Source organism: Pseudomonas sp. Ma2-10, from assembly GCF_054330215.1.
The window spans coordinates 1-467 of sequence record NZ_JBTEYL010000090.1; the positions used below are offsets into that span (position 1 = coordinate 1).

Below are 467 nucleotides of genomic sequence, written 5' to 3' on the forward strand. Positions count from 1 at the left end.
GTGTGCATGGAGCGCTCCGTGGAAATGGTCGTGGCCTTGCTCGGTATCGTGCATGCCGGCGCGGCGTGGTTGCCGCTCGATCCAGAACTGCCGGCTGCACGGTTGGCGTTCCTGATCGCGGACGCTGATGCTCAAGTCACCTTGACCCAAGACCAGTGGCGGTCGCGTTTGCCGGTCGGGCACAACGCCTGGACGCTGGATGCGTTGCCAAAAGCAGAAAGCGGTGAACCGATCAGCGTCAGCCCGAGCGATCTGGCCTACGTGCTCTACACCTCCGGTTCCACCGGCCAACCCAAAGGCGTGATGAACGAACACGGCGCCTTGATGAACCGTCTGCACTGGATGCAGGACGCCTTCCCGATTGGCCCGAACGACCGTGTACTGCAAAAGACCCCGTACAGCTTCGACGTGTCGGTGTGGGAATTCTTCTGGCCGCTGATCACCGGCGCCACGCTGGTGGTCGCTCG

Annotated in this window: 1 protein-coding gene; it reads left to right on the forward strand. The window is 62.7% G+C overall.

Translation table 11 applies throughout. From position 1 onward, the window contains the following. The coding region (locus ACXPVS_RS27435) for an AMP-binding protein (protein WP_458512665.1) at positions 1-467 on the forward strand (467 nt) is incomplete at both ends.